We start from the raw sequence: 24468 nt of genomic DNA, 5'->3' as shown, positions 1-24468 counted from the left end.
GACGGTCTTCTCCTCATCGGTGAGCCACTTGGCGCTGCGCGGGCCGTTGTCGAGGTAGAACAGCGTGATCACGCCGATGACGGCCGCGGGGATCGCCTCCAGCAGGAACATCCACTGCCAGCCCTGCCAGCCGTTCAGGCCCTGGAACCGGTCCATGATCCAGCCGGAGAGGGGGTTGCCGAAGATGCCGGCCACGGGGATGGCCGACATGAAGAGCGCGATCACCCGGGCGCGGCGGTGTGACGGGAACCAGTAGGTGCAGTAGAGGATCACCCCCGGATAGAACCCCGCCTCGGCGGCACCGAGAAGGAACCTGAGCACGTAGAACGTCGCCTCGTTGGTGACGAACATGGAGGCCGCGGACACCAGGCCCCAGCTGATCATGATCCGGGCGATCCAGGTGCGGGCGCCGACGCGTTGCAGTATCAGGTTCGAGGGGACCTCGAACAGGAAGTAGCCGATGAAGAACAGGCCGGCACCGAGGCCGTACGCCGCGTCGCCGATCCCGAGCTGGGCGGACATCTGGAGCTTGGCGAAGCCGACGTTGACCCGGTCCAGATAGGAGACGACGTAGCAGAGCATGAGGAAGGGGACGATGCGTCCGGTGACCTTGCGGAAGACGGCGTTCTCACCGGCGAGGCCGGAGAGGCCGGTCGCCGTCGTCGTGGGCATGGGCATGAGCGGAATCCTTCGTGCGGCTCGGGGGATTCTTCGACGGGGGAAGGGCTGGTCACCAGGCGGCGCCGAAGGTGTTCCTCAGTTCGGCGATCGCGTCGGCGGGCAGCGGCTCGGGTCGACGGTCGGTCAGGAGCCAGAGACGTGCCGTCTCCTCGAGTTCTTCCAGGACGGCGAGGGCGGTGGCCGCGTCGGGGCCCCAGACCACGGGGCCCAGCCGGTCGAGCAGAACGGCCCTGATGGGCGTGCGGCTCGCTGCTCGTTCGGCGATACGGGCGGTCACCAGGTCGGCCACACGGGGGTCGCCGGGCCGGTGGTAGGGGATGAGCGGGACGTGCCCGACCTTCATCACGTAGTAGGGAGTGATGGGCGGGAGCACGTCGTTCCTGCTCCACACGCCGGCCAGGGTGAGTGCGACCAGGTGCGTGGAGTGGGTGTGGATGACGAACCGCGCCGTCGGGTCGGAGGCACAGATGCGTCGGTGGAGCATCAGGGTCTTGCTGGCACGGTCGCCGGCGATCTGCTCGCCGGCGGCATCGACCAGTGCGAGGCGGTGGGGTTCGAGGAAGCCCAGCGCGGCGTCGGTGGGAGTGATCAGATGGCGGTCGCCGACCCTGGCGCTGATGTTGCCCGCGCTGGCGTGGACGTAGCCCCGGGCGAACAGGCTCGTGCCCACCCGGACGATTTCGTCACGTGCCGTGTCGACCACGTCGTCCACCTCGTCGACGGTCGCGTCGCGTGCCCTGTCGCCCACGGTCTCCAAGGGCTGCGTCATGAGGTCTCCCGGTCCAGGAGGGCGAATGAGGAGGTGAAGAAGTCGGGGGCCCCGAAGTTGCCGGACTTCAGGGTGATGTGGAGCGTGTCCCCGCCAGGAAGGGTGGCGGCGCACCACGGCACACCGGGGTCGATCTGCGGTCCGATCCGCAGTCCGGTGATGCCGAGCGCCTGGACGACCGCTCCGGAGGTCTCGCCGCCTGCGACGACGAGCCGCCGGACGCCCAGTTCCACGAGCCCCTGCGCCACGCGGGCCAGGGTCTGCTCCACGAGCTCACCGGCCTCGGCGGCGCCGAGTCGGCCCTGGACGGCACGCACGGTGTCGGGTGACTCGGTGGAGTAGACGAGGACCGGCCCGTCGGCCAGGTGCCTCTCGGCGAACGTCAGGGCCTCGCCGGCCACGTCCTCGCCGGCTGCGACGCGCAACGGGTCCACGCTGAACGCGGGTCGGCCGCCGCGCAGGAACTGAAGCACCTGGTGGTTCGTGGCGACGGACACCGATCCGGAGACGACGGCCGCGTGGCCGCCGGGCGCCGGCAGCTGTGCCGCGGCGCGGGACGGCTTGAACCCCCAGTTCGCGGGCAGACCGATCGCCAGGCCCGAGCCCGCGGTCACCAGGGGCAGCCCTCGGACCGCCGCGCCCAGCCGCAGGAGGTCGTCGTTGGAGACGGCGTCGACGACGGCCATCCCGAAGCCGTCCTCGCGCAGAGCCTCGATGCGGGCCCGGATCGACGGGACGCCGCCGGCGACGACCGTGTGGTCGATGAGGCCGACCGGTCGCGTGGTCTGCGCGCCGAGGACCGAGACCAGGTTGGAGTCGGTCATCGGGGTGAGGGGGTGGTGGCGCATGCCGCTCTCGCTGAGCAGCACGTCGCCGACGAAGAGATGGCCCTTGAAGACCGTGCGGCCGTTGTCGGGGAACGCGGGCGTGGCGACGGTGAAGTCGGTACCCAGTGCGTCCATCAGGGCCTCGGTGACCGGCCCGATGTTGCCGGCGGGTGTCGAGTCGAAGGTGGAGCAGTACTTGAAGTAGATCTGTTCGGCTCCCGCGGACCGCAGCCAGGCGAGCGCCCGGAGGGAGGCCTCGACGGCTTCGCCTGCCGGGACGGTCCGCGACTTGAGCGCGATGACCACGGCGTCCGCGTCCATCGCCTCCTGGGTGCCGCACTGCGGTACGTCGATCAGCTGGACCACGCGCATGCCCGCGTGCACCAGGTTGTTGGCCAGGTCCGTGGCGCCGGTGAAGTCGTCGGCGACGCAGCCGAGTCGGATCGCCATGTCAGACCTCCGTCGCCTCGGGCAGGACGACCCCCGGGAAGATCTTGATGACCGCGCTGTCGTCCTCGCCCCCGAGACCGGACGCCGATGCCTGGAGGAACATCTGGTGGGCGGTGGCGGCGAGGGGGAGCGGAAACCGCTCCGGTCTGGCGGAGTCCAGCACGATCCCCAGGTCCTTGACGAAGATGTCGACCGCGGAGAGGGGCGTGTAGTCACCGGCGAGGACGTGCGCCATGCGGTTCTCGAACATCCACGAGTTGCCGGCGCTGTGAGTGATCACCTCGTAGAGCGCCTCGGCAGGGACACCCGCCTTGATGCCCAGGGCCATCGCCTCGGCGGCCGCCGCGATGTGCACACCCGCGAGCAGCTGATTCACGATCTTGACCTTCGAGCCGAGCCCGGCGCGGTCCCCCAGGCGGTAGACCGTGCTGCTCATCGCCTCGAGCACAGGGTCGGCGACCGCGTAGGCCGCGTCCGCGCCGGAGGTCATCATGGTGAGCTCGCCGGCCGCCGCGCGCGCGGCGCCACCGGAGACGGGGGCGTCCAGGTAGAGCACGCCCTTCTCATCCAGACGCGCCTCGAGCTCGGCGGACCAGGCGGGGTCCACCGTCGAGCACATCACGAAGACAGCGCCCGGGCGGAGCCGGTCGGCCGCCCCGGCGGCGCCGAACAGTACCGACTCGACCTGCGCAGCGTTGACCACCACGCCGACCAGGACGTCGACGGCGGCCGCCAGATCGCCGGCGGAGGCGAATGCCGTGCCGCCGTCACGGGCGAAGGCCTCCGCCACGTCCGATCGCAGGTCGTGGACCCCCACGTCGTAGCCCGCGTTCCGCAGGCTGCGGGCCATCCCGAGACCCATGGCTCCGAGTCCCACCACGCCCACGCGCGGCAGTCGGAGATCGTCCTGGTCCTTCATGCTCATCCTCGTCCTGCTGTGCCGTCCGGTGTGTCGATCACCCCGGGCTCGTCAGGTCATATGATGACCTGAGTGCACAGTTTGGGATCCTGTGATGTACGTCACGTGCGGCGGTGGCCGAGTCGGCGGGCGCGAGGTCGAGGGATGGCGCGACCGTTCAAGCTCGGCCATATCGGACGCGGCGCGGTTTTTCACCCTGATCGGTCGCGGCGACGTGAGCCAGGCGCCGCACGCCGACAGGTCAGGTGGGGTGGTGCAGTCTCACGCTCTCGCCGGGCGCACCGAATCCCGGATCACCAGCTGGGTGCTCAGCACGACGTGGTCGTCGGACGCGAAACCCACGTCCCGTTCCAGGGCGAGGCGTACGGCGGTGCGGCCCAGCTCCTCGTACGGAACGCGGACCGTGGTGAGCGGCGGGGTCAGGTCGGTCGCGAAGGGGACGTCGTCGAAGCCGACAAGGGAGACATCGCGCGGGACGCGCAGACCGGCCTCCCGCAGGGCGGCCAGCGCGCCCAGGGCGACCATGTCGGAGCCCGCGAAGACCGCCGTGAACTCCGCTTTTGAGCGCAGCGCGTCACGGGTGCGCAGGTAGCCCGACTTCCGGGTGTAGTCCCCGAAGGTGTCCAGCTCCTCGGCGTACGCGGTGCCGTGGGCGCGCAGGGCGTCCCGGTAGCCGAGGTGGCGCTCCTCCGCGCTGCTGAAGCCGGGCGCACCGCCGAGGAAGAGGACGCGCCGATGGCCTGCCGTGAGCAAGTGAGCGGTGGCCTGGAAGGCGCCGCCGCGATTGTCGTAGTCCACGACCGTCGCCGGGACACCCTCGGGCAGGGGCGGTCGGCCGCAGAGCACCAGCCGCGATCCCGCGGAGTCCAGCGCCTTGGCGTAACCGGCCATCCGGCGGTGGTAGGCGTCGTCCGCCACTGTGCCGCCGACGAGGATGACCGCCGCGGCGTGTTGTTCCCGCATCAGCTGGACGAGGTCGTCCTCCCGGTCCGTGTCGCCCTTGGTGGAGCAGACCAGGCTGAGGCGGCCCCGGCTGCCGGCCTCCTGTTCCACTCCGGCGGCCACATGGGCGAGGGACGGGCCCGTGATGTCCTTGAGGACGAGGGCGATGGGGCCGGCGACGCGTCCGGAGAGCGCCTTGGCGTGGACGTTCACGACGTAGTGGAGGGAGTCGACGGCAGCCATGACTCGCTCCCTGGTTTCCGCGGACACCGGATAGTTGCCCGCCAGCGTCCGGGAAACGGTTGCTACGGAGACACCGGCCCTGGCTGCGACGTCCCGGATCGTGCTCGGCCTGTCCGCCGACCTGCTGCTCCGCTTCGCCTTCCTCGCTCCACGGCTGCTCGGCGGCCCCTCTTCCTTGTCCGTCACGGGTCCGACGTTACTGCATCGGCTGCGTCCCACCGGCTCGCAGGCGGAAACGCGCTGGGCTGCAGACCGGTATACGTTTTCTCCCGCAACGGCACTCCTTCCGCGGTCGGCGCCGCCCCGCCGATCGCCGCCGTTGCAGCCATCCCGCCCGGATCGGGCGCTGTCGACCGGATCGGCCCGGCGCACCGCATGCGCGAGCGGTGATCCCGGGCAGAACAGCGCCAGTTCGTCCACGGCGGTGCTCCCGAGCCGCTCCGGTTCGTTGCCGAGCGAGCCGGTGATGTGCGGGGTCGAGGCGGGCGTTCGGCTTTCGTGCAGGGGCCACTCCGCGGGCAGCGGCCCCCGTTCCGTCATGTCGAGCACGGCGCTGAGCCGTCCGCCGTTCAACGCGTCCTGACGGGCCCGGAGTTCGGAAGAGCCCGGGCAGGTGCACCGGGTTGATGCGGCGGACCCGGCGAGGGGCGGCGCGCCATGGCAGTCATCTCCCGCCGGGGGGAGAGAAGTGCAGTAAACGTATTCGACGTCGTGAGACAGATCTGGCGGCCGGTCACTGGTCGCGGGGGACCATCCGTCCGTTGTCTCCCCGCTTCGTCGAATCGAAGCGTCTGAAGAAGTCGCAGGTGGACGGGGCGTTTTGGTGATCTGAAGGAGAGCTTGACGAAACGCGCAAGTCCCGTCCCCTTGCGGAAGACCGCTCAGGAGTCCTACGGTCCCACAGCAAACGGTTACACAACATATGGCCGTCCCTCTCGCTGTCCCCTCCAGCCGCCCGCGCCCTTCTCCCTGTCGCCGGCGCTGTCCAGCCCTTCCCGGAGGACCGATGAGCACCATTCGCACGAGAGCCGTGGCCGGCGCGGCTGCCGCCGTCTCCCTGTCCCTCGTCCTGGCAGCCTGCGGCGGCGGTGGTGACACCGACTCGGCGGGCAAGACCACCAAGGGCGATGTGAAGCTGGAGTTCTGGAGCTGGACGGACGGCATCCAGGACCAGGTCGAGGTCTGGAACAAGGAACACCCCGAGACCCAGGTGACGTTCGTCAACGCAGCCGGCGACACCGTCTACCAGAAGCTGCGCGCCGCGATCACCTCCGGCAACGCCCCCTGCCTGTCCAAGATGGACGGGATGAACCTGGCGAACTTCGCCGCCGACGGCCTGCTCACCGACATCACGAAGGTCGCCGGACCGTACAGGTCCCGCTACACCACCCCGGCCTGGAACGCGGTCAGCCCGGGCGGCATCACCTACGGCATCCCCACCGGCTCCTCGCCGCTGTTCACCGCCTACCGTGCCGACCTGTTCCAGAGGTACGGCATCAAGGCGCCCACCACCTGGGACGACGTGATCGCCGCGGGCAAGGCGGTGCAGAAGAAGGACAAGAGCGTCAAGATCTTCAACATGGCGGGCGAGGACCCGAGCACCCTGGTCGACCTGTCCTGGCAGGCCGGGGCCCAGTGGTACAAGGTGGACGGCGACCACTGGCAGATCGGCTTCACCACCCCGCAGGCCCTGAAGGCCGGCGACATCGTCCAGCAGCTCGTGGACGACGACCTCGCCTCCAACGCCTCCTACCAGGACCCGGGCGTCTTCAAGACCTGGGACCTCGGCAAGACCATCATGATGACGACCTCCACCTGGCAGCTGCCGATCTACGACACCAACTTCCCCAAGTCCAGGGGAGAGTGGCAGCTCGCCGACGCGCCGGTCTTCGACCCCGCCAAGCCGCAGACCTCCAGCAACTTCGACGTCACCGCCGTCCTCAAGGGCTGCAGGTACCCCGACCGCGCCGCCCAGTTCGCCGCCTGGCTGTCCAGCAGTAAGGAGTCGTTGGCCGCGCTGACCGACCCGAGGTCCAAGTCCGGCCTCTTCCCGGCGGTCAAGGACGTCTCGCCGTACGTCGGCAAGATCATCCCGACCGAGATGTTCAACGGGAGGTCCGACAGCGCGAAGGTGATCACCACGGCTGCCTCCCGGGTCGGTGAGCAGTGGCAGTACGGGCCGGACTACGCCGCCATGTACTCCGAGATGCAGAAGCAGTGGGGCCAGGTCATGAAGAAGCAGCTCACCGTCAAGGACATGCTGACGCACCTTCAGGACTGGGTGCTGGCCGACCTGAAGAAGAAGGGCGTCAAGGCCGTCGCCGCCGGCTGACCCGATCGCGCGATCCGCCCGAGGACCCGCCCGGCCGCCGGCCGCGGCTCCGTCCCCGCCCCTCACCTGGAGAGTCACCCGTGTCCACCCTGACGCGACCATCCGCGGTCGCCACCGACGCTCCGGCCCGGCGGACCTCCCCCCGCCGGGCCGGGAAGCGGGGAGCCTACAAGGGTCTGCTGTTCATGCTGCCCTTCCTCATCGGGTTCCTCGCCACCTACGTCCTGCCGATCGCCTACGCCTTCGGCCAGAGCCTGCACGAGAAGAAGAGCAGCGGCATCGGCTTCGGCCCGACCAGGGTCGTCTTCACGGGCTTCGCCAACTTCTCGGCGATCCTCTCGGACGGCACCTTCTGGGCCGGCGTGCTGCGCACGCTGCTCTTCGGCAGTGTGCAGATCGTGGTGATGCTCGGCATCTCGCTGGTGCTGGCCCTTCTCCTGGACGGTGTCGCGGCGCGGGCGGTGCGCTTCTTCCGCGCGGGCCTCCTCGTCCCGTACGTCATCCCGGGCGTGGTCTCCACGCTGATCTGGCTGTTCCTGTACAGCCCGACCGCCAGCCCGATCCTCGACGTGGCCGATCGCGTGGGCGCGCACTTCACCTTCTTCGGCGGCCTCAACACGTACCTCTCGCTGGGGAATCTGCTCACCTGGCAGGGCATCGGCTTCAACATGATCCTGATCTCCGCCTCGCTGCAGGCGCTGCCGCGCGAGCTGTACGAGGCGGCCCGGCTCGACGGGGCGAAGGAGTGGCGCATCGCCTGGTCCGTCAAGGTGCCGAACATCACCGGGATCCTCGTCCTGACCGGCATGTTCTCCCTGATCGGCCGGCTCCAGCTGTTCGCCGAGCCGCTGTTCCTGCGGTACGTGGCACCGGAGTCGATCAGCACGAACTTCACGCCGATGCTGGAGATCTTCGACCGCGCGTTCAAGACCGGGGACTTCCAGTACGCCGCCGCCGAATCCCTGGTTCTCGCCGTGGTCACCGGCATCCTCGCCTTCGTCTTCTACCGCGTCACGCACAGGAGGATGTCATGAGCAGTGCCACCGCCGTCCGTGCCACCACGGTCGCCCGTTCTCCCAAGGCCGCCGACGGCTCGGGCGGCGGCGTGCGTCCGAGCCGCCGTGCGATCGCACTGACCACCGGCCTGCTGATCGTCTTCCTGCTCTACTCCCTGGCGCCCACCTGGTTCCTGCTGGTCGCCTCGACCAAGAGCCAGACGGACCTGTACTCCACCTTCGGCCTGTGGTTCTCCTCCGACCACTTCGCCGGCAACATGCGGGCGGTCTGGGACTACCACGACGGCGTGTTCGGCCGCTGGATCCTCAACTCCGTCCTGTACTCCACCGCCGGTGCCGCGGGCTCGACACTGATCTCCCTCGCCGCCGGATACGGCCTGGCCAAGTACGATTTCCGCGGCCGAGGCCCGCTGTTCGGGGTCATCGTCGGTGCCTCGCTGCTGCCGAGCACCCTGCTGGCCTTCCCGCTGTACCTGGTCTTCGCCCAGACCGGGTTGACGAACACCGTCTGGGCGGTGCTGATCCCCTACTTCATCAACCCTTTCGGGGTCTACCTCGGCAAGGTCTACGCCGACACCTCGGTGCCCGCCGAGTTGATGGAGGCGGCGCGCATCGACGGCGCGAGCGAAACGCGGATCTTCCTCTCGGTCGCGCTGCGGCTGATGCGCACCGGCGGCATCACGATCTTCATGCTCGACTTCGTCAACATCTGGAACAACTTCTTCCTGCCGCTGTTCATGCTCAACGGCGAGCGCAGCTTCCCCGTCACCCTCGGCCTGTTCTCCTGGGTGCAACAGGCGCAGACCTCACGCGACATGAACACCCTCGTCCTCACCGGATCCCTGTTGTCGATCATCCCGCTGGCGGTCTTCATGTTCGCGCTCCAGAAGTACTGGCGCAGCGGAATCCTCATGGGCAGCCTCAAGTAAAGGACTCAGAGCCGTGTCCCACGCCCCCGCACGCCGCGACGTGCTGAAGTACGCCGGAACGGCCGGTGCCGCCGTCGCAGTCCTCGGTCTGCCGTCGGCCCCGACGGCCGCCGCCGCAACCCCCGACGTCCCTCCCGGTCGACGCGATCCCGCCCCCTTGGACATCGTTGTCTTCGGCGACCCGGACTCCGAGACCGCGCACAACCTCACCGCTACCCTCTCCGACAGGATCACCGGCGGCCTCGGCCAGAGCGCACGCGTCCTCAACCCGACCAGTCCGGCGTCGTATTGGGGCGGCTCGCTCAAGTTCGACGTCGCCGTCTGCCCGGCCGGCACCACGTACGTCACGGTCCGGCTGTGGGGCGACGACTACGACAACAGCTCCGAGGAGGCCGCGTCCGGCACCAACATGTGGCGGCTGCAACTGTTCTGCGAGGGCAAGCAGGTCGGCCACGAGGACCAGGGCGCGGTCGACAGCCTCGACATCCTCGACACCGCGCCGCGCACTCCGGGCCGCTTCTTCTTCCACACCCTGCCGCTGCCGGAGAAGATGACCGCTGGCAAGGACAAGGTGACGCTGGAGATCCGCGCCATGGGCCGCATCTGGTCCTACGGCCAGAACCAGGCCCAGCTCTACTACAAGATGACCACTCCGTCGCGTGGCATCTACCGCCTCTACACCCACACCGACCCGTACTTCGTGCCGCCCAAGGGCGAGGCCCAGGGCACCGCGCCCGAGCCGCAGACCCGCAGCGGCGGCGAGGAGGTCCTGGACGCCATCAAGGCGCGGGTGCAGAAGGATCAGAAGAACCTCCTCACCACCGCCGACCCGGCCACCATGGACGGCTGGGCCATGCAGTCGCTGGCCGAGGGCTATCTGTGGTCCGGCAGCCCCGCCCACCAGAACCCGCAGGCGCTGGACCGCGTGCTCCAGGCCATCGACGGCCGCTACATGGCGTGGAAGTCCGACGCCACTGTCATGACCGGCTCCGACCAGCAGTGGCAGGGCTTCGGCCGGGTCGGCCTGGTGCTGGCCCTGCTCTGGGAGCACCTCGGCGACCGCCTGAACGAACAGGTCACCGGATCGCCGTACGCCATCGCCAACCCCGGCTTCGAATCGGGGACGGACACTCCCACCTCCTGGCAGATGCCCGGCTGGGCCTCCGCGGGCGGCGGCACCTGGGCCCGCGACACGACGGTCTCCCGCTCCGGCTCCGCCTCGCTCAAGCTCCAGGTCACCACCACGAGCGGCTACAGCTACGTCAACTCCACCCCGAGAACCCGCATAGCTCAGGGCACGTACAGATACGGCGCCTGGATCAGGACCGACGCCGTCACGGGTGCCGGCGCCCACATCGACCCGCTGTTCTTCGACGCGAGCGGCAAGCTGGTCGGCAGCGACCACAAGGTGTACGCGAGCAAGGGCACCCACGACTGGGAGTACGTCGAGTTCGTCTTCGCCACCCCGGCAGGCGCCACCCAGATGGAGATGCACCTGCGCCTGTCCGGCCCCGGCACCGCCTGGTTCGACGACGTCACCCTGGTCGCCCCCGGTGGCACGACCACGCCCGTGCCGCCGGTGCGCAAGGACGCGTACGCCGACATGCTCAAGTCCAGCCGTGACTACTGGCGGCAGCACTTCCCGCACTACAGCAACCAGTCCCAGATCTGCGCCATCGGCATCTACCAGACCAACCGGGGCCTGAAGCTCCTTGCCCCCGGCCTGGCCCTGCCGGAGGACAAGGCCCGCGACTACATGTACCAGTCGATCGGCCTCAAGCCCTACCTGGGGCCCGAGGACGCCGACGGCAACCCGACCAAGCCGCTCGGCGAGAGCTATTACCAGGTCACCAAGGCCGGCCTGACCCGCGAACTCGGCTATGTCGGCAGCTACGGCGAGGTGATGGACTGGCTCGTGATGATGTACGAGTCCGTCACCCGCGGCTACGGCGGCCAGGACGCCCCCGAACTGCGAGAGCAGATGGTGACGATGACCAAGGCGCGCGGTCGGTTCCGGGTCGTCGACGTCGACAAGGACCACTGCCGGATCTCCCGCCTCGAGACCGTCATCGGCTGGCGCAACGAGGTCTACCCCGGCGAGATCGCGTACGCCTCCCGTACGGCCTGGGACTCCAACCCCGTCATGACGGCAGCCGTGTTCAAGGACCCGGAGATCGTCGGCTGGACACAGGAGATGGTCGCCGACGGGCAGCTCTACCCGCAGCTCCACCTCCAGGCCACTCACACCTGGACCCGGGTGGGCCTGAACGCTCTGCGGTTCCTCTCGCGCGACTGGGACGAGTTCCAGTCCCTGCCCGCCCGGCCCGCCGGGATCCCGACTGCCTGGGACCAGCCCGACTTCGTCGTCACCGACGAGGACAACGGCTGCATAGCCGTCAAGAACGGGCGGGAACTCCTCTTCGCCTCCCTCTACTTCCGCGCCCGCCAGGGCGTGAACGACTACGCCCGCATCCACCACGTCACCCCCGTCGACCAGCGCTCCGCCACGATCCGGGAACGCTCCGCGGGCACCACCGACGCCACCTTCACCGCCCGCGACTGGATCCTGTGGGACTACGCCATCAACGACCCGGGCGCCTCCCACCTCCCGCCCGGCGGCTTCCCGCCGCCCGGCGACACCCTCCACCAGGCGCTGGCCGGCGACGTCTACCACCTCGCGCCCGTCCCCGACGACGTCCCCGACCCCACCCTCGGCGTCCACTTCGACGGCGTCGAGACCATGCTCGTCGGCCGTGCCCCCTTCTATCTCTGCGAGTACGGCGACTACCTCATCGCCATGAACACCAGCACCGACAAGACAGCCACCCTGCCCGCCCGTCAGGAGTTCGGCCCGGCCCGCGACCTCGCCACCGGCAGGACCGTCGGCGCCGGCGAGCGCCCGAAGCTGGGACCGCGCAGCACGCTCGTCCTGTACCGGGGCTGACGTGTTCATTCTGGACCGGGGCTGATCCGCCCGGCGGGCCGGTGCGGCACGGGGGACCGCACCGGCCCGCCCACGCACTCCGGTCCGCGCCCCGCACCCACACTCGCGATTGCGCACTCACACGAACCAGGCGTACGCGACCCACCGCGAACGGAGCACCTGATGGACCACCTCCGCCTGTTCCGCACCGACCTCGGCCCCGCCGGTGCCCCGGCCCTGCTCCTCGTGCACGGCTGGGGCGGAGACGGCAGGGAGTGGTCCCCGCACGCCGAGGCCCTGGCCGGCCGGTTCCGGGTCGTCGTACCGGATCTGCGCGGGCACGGCCGGTCGCCGGTGCCGGACGAGGGCAACACACCGGTCGCGATGGCCGACGACCTGGCCGCACTCATCGACTCCCTGGGCACCGGTCCGGTGGTCGCCGTCGGGCACTCCATGGGCGGCCAGGTGGTCAACCTGCTGGCCGTACGCCATCCCGCCCACGTCCGATCGGTGGTCGCCCTCGATCCCGCGCACGGCGCGCACGGCGCCGAGGTGGAGGGGATTCCGGCCCGGCTCGCCGCGTACCGGGAACACGGGGCGCGCGCGGCTGCCGAGTTCGTGGCCGCAGCGTTCGCTCCGGGCGCCCGTCCGGGCCTGCGCATTGGTCATGTCCGCGCCATGCTGGGCACGCCCGACCACGTCATCGCCCAGGCGTACGCGGGCATGTACACCGACCGGGGCGCGGTCGGCGTCCGCCCGCACAGCGAGGCGTACCTCCGCCTGCGCACCCGGCCGGCGCTCACCGTATGGACCTCCGAGGAGGCGGCGATCTGGGAGCGCGGCACGCTGCACGTGCCGGGGTCCCGCGTGGAGCACTGGCCTGACTCCGGCCACTATCTGCACGAGGAACACGTCGACCGCACCGTCGGGCTCATCGAGGACTGGGCGAAGGCGGCAACCGCCTGAGATCAGCTCGGCTTCAGGATGATCGCCTGGCCTCCCGCGCCGGCCATGGCAACGTCGAGCGTGGACTCCGAGGTCACGGTCCGAGTGCTGACCATGACCGGGGTCTGGTACGGGTTGGTGCCCGGCGTGCCGTCGGCGTAGACGGTCGCGGTGTAGGTGCCGCCACCGAGGAAGGACAGCGGGATCGACAGGGTCCGCGACGTCTCGTTGGTCATCGCTCCGAGGTACCAGGTGTCGCCGTTGCGGCGGGCGACCGCCACGTACTCGCCGATGGATCCCGCCAGGGTCCTGCTCTCGTCCCAGGTGGTGGGGATGGCGTTGAACCAGGGCAGCCCGGGCCAGTTGGCCGGGTTGGAGTACTTCGAAGGCTTGTCGTACCAGAAGAGGAAGTTCAGCGGCTGGTAGTAGACCGCCGCCATCGCCATCTGATGGGCGTTGGTCGTCGTGTCGCGCGACTGGCCGTAGCAGATGGTGTAATCCATCGGGCCGCCGATGTTGCGCGCGAAGGGCAGCGTCACGTTGTGTGTGGCGGTCGGGAAGTGCTCGTTGCCCCGGACGCCCTCCAGGCTGATGAAGTTCGGGTACGTGCGCTCGTAGCCGAACGGCCGGACGTCGTCGTGCATGTCGATCAGCAACCGGTACTCGGCGGCCGTCTGCGCCCAGCCGGTGACCTGGTTCGTCATCGCCTGGGTGCCGTCGTTGATGAATCCGAGCTTGATGCCCGCGACGCCCCAGCTCTTGTAGAGGCCGAACAGCGAGTCCGCGTCGGTCAGCGCGAGCCGGTTGACGTAGAGGAAGACCCCGATGCCCTTGCTCGTCGCGTACGAGACGACGGTCGGCAGGTCGATGGCGGCGATCGGCTTCGTCGCGTCGGGGGTGGAGAACTCGGGCCCGTACCAGCCGGCGTCGTACTCGATGTACTGCAGGCCGCGTGCCACGGCGAAGTCGACGCCCGCGAGGCCGGCGGCGGTGGTGAGCTCGCAGCGGAAGACCTTGCCGGGCTTGATCCACGAGGTGTCGGTGAGTGCGCTGGGCGGCGCCAGGTTGAGTACGAGCTCGGCGTTGTCGACCAGTTCCGCGTGGGTGGAGCCGATCACCACCGCGCGCCAGGGTGTGGCGAAGGGGGTGGTGACGGTGGAGTCGGTCGCGACCGGTCCGGTGCCGCGGGCGGTGTGCTCCATGAGGAAGGCGGCCAGGGTGTTGGGCTGCCCGGGTACCGAACCGAGCATCAGCCGTGGGAAGTCGATCCGTGAGGACTCGCAGACGCAGGCGATGAGCTCGCCGGAGAGGGTCGCGGTCAGGGGCAGGTCGGTCAGGGGACCGCTGTCCGTGCCGGAGGTGCCGGTGACGGGGATGGAATCCGGTGCCACCGGGTTGTAGACGTCCTCGTCGCGGGCGCTGTAGACGGTGGTCCCGTCGGGGAAGGCGAACGTCGTCAGTTCGTCCGAGACGGTGGCGGTGCCGGTGTCGAGCAGGACGTAGCGCAGCGCGACGCCGGTCTTGTAGGCGCGGATCTGGACGCCGAAGCGGAGCCCGGAGGCGGTGTCCTCGAGGTTCCAGCGCTGCTCCTGGTAGTGGTCGGTGACGGTCGCGTTGCGCCCGTACACCGGGGACCAGGTGGTGTGGAGGGTCCAGTGCTGGTTCCGGGTCACGGTCACATGGCTGCCGAGGACGGTCCCGTCGCTGAGCCTGAGGCCCAGGGCGGAGGTGTCGATCACCGTCCTGCCGTCGTGCTGGGCGGACCACCGCAGCGCTCCGTCCACCACCGACATCGTGATGGAGTTGCCGCCCATGCGCGCGGTCGCGCTGACCGATTCCTCCGCCGCGTAGGCGGGCCGCGTGGCGCCGATCCCCGCCGCCAGCCCGACGGTGACGGCCGCGCCCTTGAGCACCCCCCGACGGGTCAGCGCCCCCGAGCGGCCGGCTCTGTCTGCGGTGGGCTCCACCTGGGCGCCGGACATTCTCATCGTCAGGGACCTCTCCGTTGAAGGGTGCGTCGTCTGGGTGCGGCCTTGATCCGAGCGAAAGGTGTAGTAAGCGTTTTCCGATGAACGTTGTACGTGCTGATGCGAGGGTGGGTCAAGACCTGCGGAGCCGGCGCCTCGGGCCGGAGTGTCGGAGGCGGAGGGCGAGGACGGCAGCATCGAGGCACCCGGCGCGGTCGGCACGGGCCCCGGCGAGCCGCTCACCGATCGCCACCCGGGTGGCCGGGCGACCGCACGGTCACCGCGCCGGTGCGGGAAACGGGATGAGCGGGCACCAGGACCGCCCCGTGGGTCGAAGCGACGCGAGACATCGGCGGCTGCGTCGCCGCCCGCGGTCGGTTACGTTGATAAAGCCTGGTCAGAGCGCAGTGACAAGCCGTAGCCCACCGGGGATGCACCATGACCGGCCTGACCGTCGTTCTCCTGCTGGTGGTCCTGGCCACAGCCGTGGCGACCGGTGCGCGGCGCTGGAGCCTGCCGGCCCCCTCGCTGCTCGTCGTCGCCGGTCTCGTCGTCGGGCTGATGCCGTGGGTTCCCGAGGTGAGCCTGCCGCCTCACACGATCAACGTGCTGGTGCTGCCGCCACTGCTCTTCGCCTCGGCCGGGGAGATCTCCGTCCGCGACCTGCGCACCGTGTGGCGGCCCGTGACCGGCCTGGTCTTCGGCCTGGTCCTCGCCTCGGCCGTCGCCGTCGGGTACGTCGCCCGAGCGATCACCCCGCTGACCGCCGCGACCGCGTTCATCCTCGGCTCGGTCCTGGCCAGCACCGACCCCGTGGCCGTGACCGCGCTCGGCCGGCGCCTGTCCCTCCCACCGCGCGTGCAGGCCATGGTGCAGGCGGAAAGCCTGTTCAACGACGCGACGTCCCTGGTCCTGTACAAGGTCGCCGTGGCCACCGCGGTTTCCGGCAGCGCCGTCAGCCTGTCCGGCACCGTCGAGCAGTTCCTGATCCTCGCAGGCGGAGGAGTCCTCATCGGCGCGGCGGTCGCCGCCGTGGTGACCCTCATCCGCCGACGGACCGAGGACCCCATGCTGGACACCGTCATCGCATTGGTCACTCCCTACGCCTCGTACGTCATCGCCGAGCAATCGCACGCCTCGGGCGTGACCGCCGTCATCGTGTCCGGCGTCGTGCTCGGGAGCACCGGTCACAAGCTCAGCAACGCCCCCATCCGCCTCCAGGTCCACGCCGTCTACGACACCGTGGCCTTCCTGCTGGAGAGCGTCGTCTTCGCCCTCATCGGCCTGGAGCTCCCCTCCGCCGTCCGTCATCTCGCGCACGACGAGCGCGGCTGGCCTCTGTGGGTGCCGGTGATCGCCTTCACCGTGCTGGCGATCCGCCTGCTGTGGGTCTTCCCGCTGTCCGCCCTGATGCAGCACCGGCACGGCGAGGGCGACCGTCGTCTCTCCTGGCGCGTTCCGGCCGTCATGTCCTGGGCAGGCACCCGAGGCGTCATGCCGCTGGCCGCCACGCTCTCCATCCCCCTGACCACCGACGCGGGGAATCCGCTGCCGCACCGGGCGCTCATCCTCACGCTCACCACCGGAACCGTCGTGCTCACTCTCGTGTTCCAGGGGTTCACCCTCGCCTCGGTCGTCCGCCGCTCCGGCATCGCCCTGGAGCCGGAGCACACCGCCCGCGAGGAGGCCCGTACCCGCCGGCACATCGCCCACGCCGCCCTCGAGGAGCTCAAACAGCTCGGCGATCTCGATCAGCTCGCCGAACTGGGTGCCGCCGCCGAGGCCGCCCTGAAACAGGCCCGTCGCCATCTGGAAGCGCGTATCCATCAGGTCGAAGACGCCGACTACAGCGACCCGGACGCCCGTCCTGCCGACGTCTACCGCGAGATACGCCGGACACTCATCGCGATCGAGGCGGCCGAGCTCCAGCGCCTCTACCAAGCCAACAAGATCAGCAACGCTACCCGGCGCCGGATCCAGCACGAACTCGACCTCGAGGAAGCCAGTCTCCGCGACCGCGGCTGACGGCCGGTCCCGGTAACCCGCTCCTGCGCGGCTGAGGACGACCGGTGCGCCGACGCCTGCCCCCGGCCGGCGCCGGCCACCACTATGGACCCGTTGCGCTCGCAGGTCGTCGCAGCCGATGCCAGACTGACGACGTGGCCGTCATGTCACTCTCAGACGGCACGTTGCGGGCGCAGAGCGCCGGCGCCCGCATCGTCGCCGTCTGCCCTCGGCGGGCCTGAGCCTGCCGGTACACGTGGCATGGTGAGGACGCCGGGTAGCGCCGTGCGCAGTCAGGGAGGCGCCCGTGCCCGCTGGACGACCTGTCCTGTCGACGACGTCGCCGAGGGCCCCGCCGCCGTACGGCGCAGCCGTCGTACGGCGCAGCCGTGCTCACGTGCGCTGCCGGGCCGACGACTCCGGACCCGCTCCGGACCCGGGACTTGTCCCGACCGGGACCGTCTCCGGACCGGGAGCCGTCCGGACCCGGGCCTGTCTCCGGACCGGGATTCGTCCCGACCCGGGGCCTGTCTCCGGACCGGGATTCGTCCCGACCCGGGACCTGTGGAAACCTGCCGGTTCCGAGGCCGCCCTCAGCTGAGGACCTGATCAGGCCTCGCCCCGGTGGGAAGGCCCAGGGAGGTCTCCCGCATGAAGACCTGCATACGGAACGCCGTCCTCGCTGCGACCGCGGTGTCGGTGGCCGTCGCTCTCGCGGCCTGTGGGCAGGGAGGCGGGCACGCCGTCGGCGGCGGGAACGGTCCGAGCATCGGACTGCTGCTGCCGGATGCGGTCACGCCCCGCTGGGAGACGAACGACAGGCCCCTGCTGGAGAAGAAGATCAAGGAGTTGTGCGGCGACTGCACGGTCGAACACGCCAACGCCCGGGGCGATGTGGCCACCCAGCAGCAGCAGGTCGACTCCATGATCACCAGAAGGGTCGATGCGCTGGTGCTCGTGGCGGTCGATGCCAGGGCGCTCAGTTCCGCGGTCCAGAAGGCGGAGCAGGCGGGTATCCCGGTGATCGCCTACGACCGCCTCTCCGAAGGCCCCATCGCGGGCTACGTCTCCTTCAACGGTCAGGAGGTCGGCAGGCTCCAGGCCAGGGCGCTCCTGCAAGCCATGCATGACCGAGGGCACGGCGACGAGATCGTCATGATCAACGGCGACCCGACCGACCCCAACGCCGTCGCGTTCAAGGAGGGAGCCCTGTCGGTGCTCAGAGGCAAGGTCAAGATCGGCAAGATGTTCGACACGCCCATGTGGCGGTCGGACCTCGCCAACATGAGCATGTCGGGAGCCATCGCGGACCTGGGCGCCGACCACATCGACGGTGTCTACTCCGCGAACGACGCCCTCGCCTCCGGCATCATCTCCTCCCTCAGAGCGAACAAGATCAGCCCACTGCCCCCGGTCACGGGCCAGGACGCGGACCTCGGTGCCGTCCGGCGCATCGTCGACGGCGAGCAGTACATGACTGTCTGGAAGCCGCACCCGCCCGAGGCCGGCGCGGGCGCCGCCATGGCTGTGGCCGCCGCCCGCGGCGAGAACCTCGACCGTATGGCCACCGGGAAGGTGAGCAACCGCAGCGAGAAGGCGGTTCCGGCGGTTCTGCTCACCCCGGTGGCCGTGACCGTCGACAACATCAAGGACACCCTTGTGAAAGGCGGGGTGTACACGATCGAACAGATCTGCATTCCCCGATTCAGGGCGGCCTGCGACAAGGCCGGACTCACCGGATAGGCCGAACAGGGCCGGACGGGCGACCGAAAGGCCGAACGGGCGGCCGAACAGGCCGAACGGGTCGTACGGCCGGACGAGGCGAGCCGTTCACCACGGCCGGGCCCGGGAAGGAGATGGTTTCCGTGCCGGCTCAACCCCTGCTGGCACTGCACGGCGTCTGCAAGCGCTTCGGCGTCGTCCAGGTCCTCACCGACATCGAACTGGAGGTTCGCGCCGGCGAGGTCGTGGCGCTCCTGGGCGACAACGGGGCCGGCAAGTCCACTCTGGTCAAGGTGATCTCCGGCGTCGCACCCGCGGACACGGGCGTCATCGAGTGGGAGGGCCGGCCGGTGCAGATCAGGCGTCCCCACGACGCCAGGGGACTCGGCATCGCCACCGTCTACCAGGACCTCGCCCTGTGCGGGAATCTCGACGTCGTCGGCAACCTGTTCCTGGGGCGCGAGATCCGAAGGTTCGGATTCCTCGACGAAGTGGAGATGGAACGCTGTACCCGGGACCTGCTCAAGCGCCTGGCGACCGGCCTGGCCGATCTCCGCTCCCCGGTCGTCTCCCTGTCCAGCGGCCAGCGGCAGATGGTCGCCATCGCTCGCTCGCTCCTCGGCGACCCGCGGCTGCTCCTCCTGGACGAGCCGACGGCATCCCTCGGCTTCCAGCAGACCGCCGAGGTCCTGGAGCTCGTCGACCAACTGCGTGACCGCGGCATGGGAGTACTGCTCATCAGTCACAACATGGCCGACGTCAAAGCTCTCGCAGACCGGGCCGCGGTGCTGCGACTGGGCCGCAACAACGGCTTCTTCAACGTGAACACCGCGTCTCAGGAAGAGATCATCTCCTCCATCACCGGGGCCACGGAGAACGTTCCCCATCGGGTGGCCCACCGGGAGGTGGACTGGTGAAAGAGAGCCGCAAGAGGGCAGACGACACGCGGGCCGCCCCCGCCGCCCCCCGTCAGCCGCAGCCCGGGCGGAAGATCGTCCCTGTGCTCGCGGGCTGGGCCGCCGCGTCCCGGCGCAGGTTCATCGCCGGTGAACTGGGCTCCCTCCCGGTCATCCTCGTGCTCGCCGCGGTGTGGATCGTCTTCCAGTCCCTCAATCCCAACTTCCTCTCCCCTCGGAACCTGTCGAACCTCAGTGTCGACATCGTGGGTACGGGCCTGATCGCGGTCGGCATCGTCTTCGTGCTGCTGATCGGCGAGCTGGACCTGTCGGTCGGCTCGATCAGCGGCCTCGCGGCGGCCGTCTTCGCCGTACTGAACGTCAACAACGGCATGCCCGAATGGCTGGCCGTCATCCTCGCCGTCCTCACGGGCACGGCGGCGGGGACCATCCAGGGCTTCTCCGTCGCCCGGACCCGCGTACCCGCGTTCGTGGTCACGCTGGCGGGACTGCTGACCTGGAACGGCGTGATGCTCTACATCCTCGGCACCACCGGCACCATCGACCTCAACCAGAACGGTCTCGTCGCCCAGCTGACCAGCTACTACTTCGGCAACCACAGCGTCGCCTACGGTGTGGCGGCGTTCGGCGCCGGCCTGCTCTTCCTCATCTCCTACCGGGACAGGCGGCGCCGACGCGCCCTCGACCTGCCGCACCGCTCGCTCGCGGAGATCGGGGTACGCACGGGAGCACTCGCGGTGGTCGCGTTCGGCGCCGCGTACGTACTCAATCGGTTCCAGGGTCTGCCGCTGGCCCTCCTGATCTTCGTGGTCATCACGGCCGGCCTGGACGTCCTCCTGCGCGGCACGCACTACGGACGGCAGGTCTACGCACTCGGCGGCGGCATCGAGGCGGCCCGCCGCGCCAGTCTCAGCGTGGGCTGGGTACAGACCGCGGTGCTGGCGGTCTCGGGCACGATGGCCGCGATCGGCGGACTGTTCCTCGCCTCACGGATCACCTCCGTGAGCCAGTCCTCCGGCTCGGGCGTCCTGCTGCTCAACGCCATCGCGGCCGCGGTCATCGGCGGCACCAGCCTGTTCGGCGGACGCGGCACCACCTGGTCCGCGGTGCTGGGCGCGCTCATCATCCAGTCGATCTCCTCGGGCATGGCGATCACGGGCATCCCGGTCGCCGTCCAGTTCGTGATCACCGGCGGAGTCCTGTTCGCCGCCGCGGTCATCGACGCACTGTCGCGACGCTCGCAGGAGACGCACGGGCGGGCGTGAGCGGCAGACAGCGCGCGGGCACGTAAACGGATAAGACTCACGCCATTCGTTTACGTCGTCAACGAATCATTCCATTGATGGGCTGACGTCGGCCTGTGTACGGTGGCTCGTATGGCAGACACACCCGCCTCCTCGGGCAGTCCCTTGGTCACCGGCTCCGAGATCGCTCGGCTAGCGGGCGTCACCCGGGCCGCGGTCTCGAACTGGAGGCGGCGGTACGACGACTTCCCCGCTCCGGCGGGCGGCGGCGTGAACAGCCCGCTTTTCGACCTGGCCGAGGTGCAGGCGTGGCTGGACAAGCAGCGCAAGGGACGAGACCTCTCGGACGAGGTGCAACTGTGGCAGGCCCTGCGCAGTGCCTACGGCGATGAGATGATCGCCGGTGTCGCTGATGTCGCGCAGTTCGTTGCCGACCCGGAGCAGGCGGCCCCGGACGCGCTGCCCGAGGATGCCGTTCGAGTGGTGCGCGGCATGGTCGAGAGCCGTTCGGCGGGGGACGTGGTGAACGCGCTGGCTGAGCGCTTCACCGAATCCGTGCGGAGGGCAGGATCGGACCAGGTCACCTCGCCGCGGATCGTCCGCGCCGTGAGGCACTTCGCCGGTGAGGTGGAGGTGGGTGCGACACTCTTCGACCCCGCGTGCGGTATAGGCACCCTACTGCTCGCGGTCGGACCCCAGCAGGGGCCGAGGCGGTGCGGACAGGAGTTCGACGTCCGTAGCGCCAGGTACGCGCAGCTGCGAGCCGATCTCACCAGGCGTACCCGCGTCGATATCGTCACTGGCGACTCCCTTCGCGACGACCGATGGACGGACCTCAAGGCGGACTTGGTGGTGTGCGATCCGCCCGTCGGTGACACCGACTGGGGGCGCGAGGACCTGCTGCTCGACTCCCGCTGGGAGCTCGGCACGCCTTCGCGCGCCGAGGGAGAGCTGGCCTGGTTGCAGCACGCGTACGCACACACCGCACCCGGTGGCCGCGTCCTCATGGTCATGCCCGCCTCGGTCGCGTACCGCAAGGCGGGCCGCCGCATCCGCGGGGAACTCGTGCGGCGCGGCATCCTCACCCAAGTCACCGCGCTGCCGCCGGGCTCGGCGGTGTCGCACTCGCTGCCTGTGCATCTTTGGCACCTGCGCCGCCCGCAGTCACCCCGTGACGCCGCCGCCAGTGTGCGCATGGTCGACCTGACCGCGAACGACCCGGACGGCTCGCTGGACCCACGGCCCGATCAAGCGGCTGACATCTCTCTGATCGAGCTTCTCGACGACATGGTGGACCTGACTCCGGGGCGCCACGTGGAGGGATCGCATCGCGACTATGTCGCTGAATACCAGGAGCGGCAGAGGGAGTTGGCCGCTCTGGTCCGGCTCCTGGCCGAGCCCCTTCCGACACTGAGGGCGGGCAGCGGACCGAGCACCCTGGATGGTTCCTCCGTCAGTGTCGCCGACCTCGCGCGGGCCGGGCTCGTCGAGTACGGCGATCCGGAGCCGGTCTCAGCCAGCGACCAGCTGGACACCGACTTTCTCCAGGGCTTCCTGCGCAGCGCGGCCAATACTCGCCGCTCCACGAGCGCCAGCGGTACCTTCCGGCTCGACGGCAAGGGGGCCCGGGTCCCGCAGATGGACATCGCTGAGCAGCGGCGGTACGGGACCGCGTTCCGCGCCCTTCAGGAGTTCGAGGAGCGGGCGAGGAGATTGGCGGAGCTCAGCCGGCAGGCCGCGGCCCTGGCGCGGGACGGCCTCTGTAACGGCGCTTTGGCGCCGGACGACTGACGAACCGAACCTTCTGGCGTCGTCAGGGCCGCTACGTCACGTCGCCGGTGGTACGAACGAGCTGGCCGTCCCGCTCCACGACACCGCGAGCGCTTCCCGGGCTCGCGTGCAGGCGACGAACACCAGGCACCGCTCGCGCAGCAGGTCGGACTCGTGCTGGAGTGCGTCCACCGAGGCGGGTGTCACCTCGCGCGCGAACGGCACCGCGCTCGCCGTCACCCCCAGCACGGCGACGCAGCGGAATTCGAGCCCCTTCATCGCATGCATGGTGGCCAGACGCACCCCGTCGACGTCCGGCCCGGGATTGTCTCGGACTCGGACCACCGGCACCCTCGCGGCAATGAGTTTGTCGTAAGCCTTGTCGAGCAGCACGTTGAAGCGGGCGCACACACCTATCTCGGAGGGGCGGATGCCCTGCGCGATCCACCCCTCCACGCGCTCGATGAGGGCAGCCACCTCCGCCTGCTCCGAGCCGTACCCGTCCACCTGCGGTCTGCGGCCGTGCAGCAGCGAGCGGTAGCCGGCCAGCGTGTCACTGCCCTCACCGCCCAGGTCGTCGACCGATACAGGGCTGAGTATCCCCGTCGACCACGCGAGGATCTCTTCGGTGCTGCGGTAGTTGATGCGCAGGCGGTGGGTGCGTCCGGTGACCGAGATGCCCAGTGACCCGAGGGAGACCTTGGAGTCGTAGATCCGCTGGTGCGGGTCGCCCGTGATGAACAGGTCGTCGCTGCCGGGTGCCACCGCGCCGCGCAGGACGCGCCACTGGGCCGGGTGGAGATCCTGCGCCTCGTCGACCACCACATGGTCGTGCGTGGGCGTCGAGGCGGCCAACAGCTCGGCGGCCCGTGAACACACCTTCAGGTGCGTGGTGGCCCTCTGCTCGCGCAGCAACGACTCGAACAGCTCGACCGCGGGCCACAGTTGGTCCCGCTTGGCCGGCGACAGTGCGCTGCCCCGGCCGCGGCGGGTCGCCGCGCGGTACGCGTCCAGGCTGCGCAGGTCCTGGGCCAGGATCACGTGCCGGTACTCCTGCGCCAGGAACTGCTCGGTCCACGGCAGCCCGAGCTTCTTGACGACCCGCTGCCACAGCTGCCGTTCCTCCCGGTCGTTGATGGGGCAGGGGGCCTTGCCGTCGAGGCGGGTCACGATGCCGTGTGCATAGGCGTTGACCGTCGTCACCTCGACGCGCGCGAGCAGCGACTCGTCCCCGTCGAGCAGGAGAGAGAGGTTCTCGCGCAGCGAGGCAGCCAGCGCGTTGGTGTAGGTGGTCAGCAGCACCCGGGCGTCGGGCGAGCGACTGAGCAGGTGCTTCACCCGGTGCAGCGCCGCGACCGTCTTGCCGGTTCCCGGACCACCCGTGACCTGGACCGGTCCGCCGTACGACACCCGGTAGGCGACCCGGCGCTGCGAGGGGTGCAGGAACACCCGCCAGGCCGCGAACGGCTTCTCCAGGATGTCGGCGAGCTCCTCGGGGCCGGTGACCAGCGTGATGCGGCTCGTGGTGTTGGCGATCGCCACGGCGAGGCTCTCGTCCGGATCAGGACCGGCATCGACGGGACGCCGCACGGCGACCACATCCCGGTAGACCTCCTCCGGGATGAACCCTTCGGCGAGGTACTGCAACACCTCGAACTGGTCCTCCGGCAGCAGCGTCCCGAACGCCTCCAGCTGCGCCTTGTCCACGATGGTGCGGACGGCACGCAGCACCTGATCGTCGATGCCGAGTTCGCGCAGCACAGTGTCCGAGTAGGCGGCGAACAAAAGGGAATCGGCGGCAGCCGCCGCCTTCTCCAGTTGGGGGGTCAGCTGCTCGATCGCCACCACGTTGCGCACCTCGAGCGCCC

General features: G+C 69.7%; 17 protein-coding genes. 10 read left to right on the top strand and 7 right to left on the bottom strand.

Annotated features, from left to right (window positions below):
- The 5 genes from C3488_RS34210 to C3488_RS34190 all read right to left on the bottom strand — a co-directional run.
- A partial coding sequence (locus C3488_RS34210; protein ID WP_146067982.1) for an MFS transporter occupies positions 1 to 678 on the bottom strand: 678 nt, incomplete at its 3' end.
- A gap of 52 nt (positions 679 to 730) precedes the next feature.
- A complete protein-coding gene (locus C3488_RS34205; RefSeq protein ID WP_103844781.1) occupies positions 731 to 1450 on the bottom strand; it encodes an aldolase in 720 nt (239 codons plus the stop codon).
- Complete coding sequence (otnK, locus tag C3488_RS34200) at positions 1447 to 2727, bottom strand: 3-oxo-tetronate kinase (RefSeq protein WP_103844780.1); 1281 nt, start codon at positions 2725 to 2727, stop codon at positions 1447 to 1449. Before otnK ends, C3488_RS34205 begins: the two co-directional genes overlap by 4 nt.
- A gap of 1 nt (position 2728) precedes the next feature.
- Positions 2729 to 3646, bottom strand: coding sequence for an L-threonate dehydrogenase (ltnD, locus tag C3488_RS34195; RefSeq protein WP_103844784.1), 918 nt, complete (start codon positions 3644 to 3646; stop codon positions 2729 to 2731).
- A 261-nt stretch (positions 3647 to 3907) separates the two neighbouring features.
- On the bottom strand, positions 3908 to 5017 hold the full coding sequence (locus C3488_RS34190; RefSeq protein ID WP_103844783.1) for a LacI family DNA-binding transcriptional regulator: 1110 nt from the start codon (positions 5015 to 5017) through the stop codon (positions 3908 to 3910).
- Between the two features lie 820 nt (positions 5018 to 5837).
- Between C3488_RS34190 and C3488_RS34185 the strand changes: the two genes are divergently transcribed.
- The 5 genes from C3488_RS34185 (at position 5838) to C3488_RS34165 (ending at position 12997) form a co-directional block, all read left to right on the top strand.
- Complete coding sequence (locus C3488_RS34185; protein ID WP_103844779.1) at positions 5838 to 7163, top strand: ABC transporter substrate-binding protein; 1326 nt, start codon at positions 5838 to 5840, stop codon at positions 7161 to 7163.
- Positions 7164 to 7243: 80 nt separating this feature from the next.
- Positions 7244 to 8197, top strand: coding sequence for a carbohydrate ABC transporter permease (locus tag C3488_RS34180; RefSeq protein ID WP_103844778.1), 954 nt, complete (start codon positions 7244 to 7246; stop codon positions 8195 to 8197).
- The gene (locus tag C3488_RS34175) at positions 8194 to 9108 is read left to right on the top strand and encodes a carbohydrate ABC transporter permease (protein WP_374955480.1); all 915 of its coding nucleotides are present in this window, start codon (positions 8194 to 8196) and stop codon (positions 9106 to 9108) included. The genes C3488_RS34180 and C3488_RS34175 overlap by 4 nt, the downstream gene beginning before the upstream one ends.
- 13 nt (positions 9109 to 9121) lie before the next feature.
- Positions 9122 to 12052 carry a Tat pathway signal sequence domain protein gene (locus C3488_RS34170; RefSeq protein WP_103844777.1) on the top strand — a complete coding sequence of 977 codons (2931 nt, stop codon included), beginning with the start codon at positions 9122 to 9124 and terminating at the stop codon, positions 12050 to 12052.
- Between the two features lie 162 nt (positions 12053 to 12214).
- Positions 12215 to 12997: an alpha/beta fold hydrolase gene (locus C3488_RS34165; protein ID WP_103844776.1), complete on the top strand. Its 783-nt coding sequence runs from the start codon at positions 12215 to 12217 to the stop codon at positions 12995 to 12997.
- A gap of 2 nt (positions 12998 to 12999) precedes the next feature.
- Here the strand turns inward: C3488_RS34165 and C3488_RS34160 are convergent, their stop codons facing one another.
- A complete protein-coding gene (locus tag C3488_RS34160) occupies positions 13000 to 14964 on the bottom strand; it encodes a glycoside hydrolase family 97 protein (RefSeq protein WP_103844775.1) in 1965 nt (654 codons plus the stop codon).
- A 417-nt stretch (positions 14965 to 15381) separates the two neighbouring features.
- Here C3488_RS34160 and C3488_RS34155 point away from each other — a divergent pair, with 417 nt between their 5' ends.
- The 5 genes from C3488_RS34155 to C3488_RS34135 all read left to right on the top strand — a co-directional run bounded on the left by C3488_RS34155 (position 15382) and on the right by C3488_RS34135 (position 22621).
- Positions 15382 to 16968: a Na+/H+ antiporter gene (locus C3488_RS34155; RefSeq protein ID WP_103844774.1), complete on the top strand. Its 1587-nt coding sequence runs from the start codon at positions 15382 to 15384 to the stop codon at positions 16966 to 16968.
- Between the two features lie 630 nt (positions 16969 to 17598).
- Positions 17599 to 18690 carry a sugar ABC transporter substrate-binding protein gene (locus C3488_RS34150; protein WP_103844773.1) on the top strand — a complete coding sequence of 364 codons (1092 nt, stop codon included), beginning with the start codon at positions 17599 to 17601 and terminating at the stop codon, positions 18688 to 18690.
- Between the two features lie 113 nt (positions 18691 to 18803).
- The gene (locus C3488_RS34145; protein WP_103844772.1) at positions 18804 to 19586 is read left to right on the top strand and encodes an ATP-binding cassette domain-containing protein; all 783 of its coding nucleotides are present in this window, start codon (positions 18804 to 18806) and stop codon (positions 19584 to 19586) included.
- The gene (locus C3488_RS34140) at positions 19580 to 20851 is read left to right on the top strand and encodes a sugar ABC transporter permease (RefSeq protein WP_103844771.1); all 1272 of its coding nucleotides are present in this window, start codon (positions 19580 to 19582) and stop codon (positions 20849 to 20851) included. The genes C3488_RS34145 and C3488_RS34140 overlap by 7 nt, the downstream gene beginning before the upstream one ends.
- Positions 20852 to 20962: 111 nt before the next feature.
- Positions 20963 to 22621 carry an N-6 DNA methylase gene (locus C3488_RS34135; protein WP_103844770.1) on the top strand — a complete coding sequence of 553 codons (1659 nt, stop codon included), beginning with the start codon at positions 20963 to 20965 and terminating at the stop codon, positions 22619 to 22621.
- 36 nt (positions 22622 to 22657) lie between these two features.
- Here the strand turns inward: C3488_RS34135 and C3488_RS34130 are convergent.
- The coding region (locus tag C3488_RS34130) for a UvrD-helicase domain-containing protein (protein ID WP_103844769.1) at positions 22658 to 24468 on the bottom strand (1811 nt) is incomplete at its 5' end.

The organism is Streptomyces sp. Ru72 (assembly GCF_002920635.1).
Taxonomy (GTDB): domain Bacteria; phylum Actinomycetota; class Actinomycetes; order Streptomycetales; family Streptomycetaceae; genus Streptomyces.
Note: the sequence above shows the minus strand (reverse complement) of the source record. Positions and strands in the feature narration are given on the sequence as shown.

What these genes read in the sequence shown, in the direction of transcription:
- C3488_RS34185 (WP_103844779.1), top strand. Translation starts at nt 5,838, where the DNA reads ATGAGCACCATTCGCACGAGAGCCGTGGCCGGCGCGGCTGCCGCCGTC.
- C3488_RS34165 (WP_103844776.1), top strand. Translation starts at nt 12,215, where the DNA reads ATGGACCACCTCCGCCTGTTCCGCACCGACCTCGGCCCCGCCGGTGCC.
- C3488_RS34150 (WP_103844773.1), top strand. Translation starts at nt 17,599, where the DNA reads ATGAAGACCTGCATACGGAACGCCGTCCTCGCTGCGACCGCGGTGTCG.
- otnK (WP_103844780.1), bottom strand. Translation starts at nt 2,727, where the DNA reads ATGGCGATCCGACTCGGCTGCGTCGCCGACGACTTCACCGGCGCCACG.
- C3488_RS34145 (WP_103844772.1), top strand. Translation starts at nt 18,804, where the DNA reads ATGGTTTCCGTGCCGGCTCAACCCCTGCTGGCACTGCACGGCGTCTGC.
- C3488_RS34175 (WP_374955480.1), top strand. Translation starts at nt 8,194, where the DNA reads ATGAGCAGTGCCACCGCCGTCCGTGCCACCACGGTCGCCCGTTCTCCC.
- C3488_RS34155 (WP_103844774.1), top strand. Translation starts at nt 15,382, where the DNA reads ATGACCGGCCTGACCGTCGTTCTCCTGCTGGTGGTCCTGGCCACAGCC.
- C3488_RS34205 (WP_103844781.1), bottom strand. Translation starts at nt 1,450, where the DNA reads ATGACGCAGCCCTTGGAGACCGTGGGCGACAGGGCACGCGACGCGACC.
- C3488_RS34160 (WP_103844775.1), bottom strand. Translation starts at nt 14,964, where the DNA reads ATGAGAATGTCCGGCGCCCAGGTGGAGCCCACCGCAGACAGAGCCGGC.
- C3488_RS34135 (WP_103844770.1), top strand. Translation starts at nt 20,963, where the DNA reads ATGGCAGACACACCCGCCTCCTCGGGCAGTCCCTTGGTCACCGGCTCC.
- ltnD (WP_103844784.1), bottom strand. Translation starts at nt 3,646, where the DNA reads ATGAAGGACCAGGACGATCTCCGACTGCCGCGCGTGGGCGTGGTGGGA.